This is a genomic window from Kitasatospora sp. NPDC058218 (assembly GCF_042882445.1).
Taxonomy (GTDB): domain Bacteria; phylum Actinomycetota; class Actinomycetes; order Streptomycetales; family Streptomycetaceae; genus Kitasatospora.
Genome location: NZ_JBHVWC010000154.1, coordinates 1 through 2732 on the forward strand (window position 1 = coordinate 1; position 2732 = coordinate 2732).

At 68.0% G+C, this 2732-nt stretch carries 1 protein-coding gene; it reads left to right on the forward strand.

Annotated features, from left to right (window positions below; all coding sequences use genetic code 11):
* Positions 1–2732: SDR family NAD(P)-dependent oxidoreductase (locus ACFVYI_RS42330; protein ID WP_387895442.1), on the forward strand; the 2732-nt coding region annotated here is incomplete at both ends.

Consider the following 2732-nt stretch of genomic DNA (forward strand, 5'->3'; position numbering starts at 1 on the left):
CTCTGGGTCAACGGCGTCACCGTCGACTGGGCCGCACTGCACCAGGGACGCACCCCTCGACGGACCGCGATCCCGACCTACGCCTTCGACACCAAACGCTACTGGATCGAGCGGGAAGTCGTGGACGCCTCTGTCGCGGCCACACGCTTCTACGCATCCGCCTTCCAGTCGGCTGCGCTGCCCGCGCATCGCGAGGAGCCCACCGCCAAGAGGTGGCTGGTGTTCACGAACGCGGGGAAGATCGCCGATGCCTGGGCCCCTTGTCTGGCCGGCCTCGGCGACCTCGTGACCACTGTCGAGGTCGGCGAGACCTTTACCGAGACGGGAAGCGCGTCGTTCGCGATCTCCCCCGACGATCCCGGGGACTTCGAACGGCTGGTCCAGGCCGTCGAGAAGCACACACCGTCGGCCACCTGGAACGTCCTGTACCTCTGGACCACCGGCACCGGCGACGATCTGGAGCAGGCGAAGACGTTCGCACTGAACGCGCCGATTCATCTCGCCCGTGCGCTGGGACTGCACCGTCCCACCACCCCCACCCGACTCGCTCTTGTCGTCGAAGGGCTCGCACGGACCTCCGAGGCCCCGATCACGTCACCTGTCGGCGGGATCGCGCTGGGAGCAGCCAAGACGCTCCCCCTGGAGTATCCCGCTCTGGCCGCCGGCGTCTTCGACGTGGCGGCGAGCGCCGAGGACTTCGCGTCCCTCGCCGCCGAGTTCGACGCGGATCTGCCGGACTCCTTCGTCGCCTACCGCCACAACGACCGACTCGTCGAGAAGATCGTTCGCGTCGCACCGGAGGCCGCTGCCACCCCGTGCCGGCCCCTCCGGGAACACGGCGTCTACATGATCACTGGTGGACTGGGCGGGATCGGCTCCCTGATAGCGACCTGGCTGGCCGAGAACTTCAAGGCCCGTTTGGTGCTGACCGGGCGGCACGCGCTTCCCGCCCGTGAGCACTGGAGGACGATCGAGGCGGACCCTGACGGCAACCCCGCTGTCCGACGGGCCATCGCCACCGTGCGCTCCCTCGAAGCGTCAGGAGCGGAGGTCCACTTGGAGGCCTTCGACGTCTCCGACCGCATGGCGCTCCGCCTCGCAGTGGATCGAGCCGAAGAACGATTCGGCCCCATCCAGGGTGTTGTGCACGCTGCTGGTCTCGTGGGGGGCAAGCTCGCGCAGTTCCTGCGATCCGACGACATGCGCGAGGTGTTGGCGCCGAAGGTCGACGGGACACTGGCCCTGGCTGATCTCTTCCGACACCATGACCTCGATCTCTTCGCCGTCTTCTCGTCCACCGCGGCACTGCTGGGCAGCGTCGGCCAGGCCGACTACTGCGCAGCGAACGCGTTCCTCGACGCGTGGGCCGAATCGGCCGGGGCGCCTGAGAACACGATCGCCATCAGCTGGGACGCGTGGCGCGATCTCGGGATGACCTCACGTGAACGCCTCCCGGCCATGATGGTCGAACTGGAGGAGCAGGATGGGCGGGTGAAGCTCACCGCAGCTGCCGGACTGGGTGCGTTCAAGCGTGCGATCAACGACGTACGACGCCGACTGATCGTGTCGGACAACGGTCTTCCCGATCGGTTCGCGCGGAGGGCCGGCCATGACCAGACATCCTCCGACGATCGATCCGCGCTGCCTGCGCAGAGGTCGCGAGCCGAGACGGAAGAGATCCTGCTGACCATCTGGCAGGACCTCCTCGGGCGGTCGAGCATCGAGCGCGAGGCGAACTTCTTCGAACTCGGTGGCGACTCCCTCCTGATCATCGCGGCCAGCCGGCAGATCAAGCAGCGTCTGGGTGTGGCGTTGGCAGTGACTGATCTCTTCAAGTACGCGACCATCGCGGCGTTGGCCGAGCATCTGGCGCCGCCGTCGACCGGGTCCGTCGCGCTCGCCACGACGACCCAACCCGGCACCACTGCGGCCAACGCCACGGATGACACAGCGGTAGCCGTCATCGGAATGGCGGCCCGGCTGCCCGGCGCGGACAGTGTGGAGGCGTTCTGGGCAAATCTCGTCGACGGCGTCGAGTCGATCACCCCCACCTCGGTACCGCCCGGCCAGGTCGCGTTCGGGAACAGGAAGTACGTGGCCGCGGCCGGTGCTCCGGACGGGGTCGATCTCTTCGACGCCGCGTTCTTCAGGTTGACGCCCCGTGAGGCCGAGCTGATGGATCCCCAGCAGCGGATGCTGCTGATGTGTTCGCACGAGGCGCTGGAGGACGCGGGTTATGACGCACACCGTCATGACGGTCGGGTCGCCGTCTACGTCGGTACCGGGACGAGCAGCTACCTCCTCAACAACCTGCTTCCCCACCAGGGTTCTCCCAAGTTCGATCTGGCCTACGCGGCCATGGGCAACGACAAGGACTTCGCCGCGTCCCAGCTCTCCTACCGGCTGAACCTGCAAGGACCGAGCGTCAGCGTGAGCACGGCCTGCTCGACCGCTCTGGTCGCGGTCGCGCACGCCTGCCGAAGCCTCATCTCCGGCGAGGCCGACATCGCGCTCTCGGGCGGTGCCCATGTCCGCAGCCCCGAGCGCAGCGGCTACTGGCACCAGCCCGGCGGGATGACGTCCCCGGACGGGCACTGCCGGGCCTTCGACGCCGACGCTGCCGGCACGGTGTTCACCAGCGGGGTCGGCGTCGTGGTGTTGAAGCGGCTGTCGGACGCGTTGCGTGACGGGGATTCGATCCGGGCCGTGATCCGCGGCTCGGCCGTGAACAA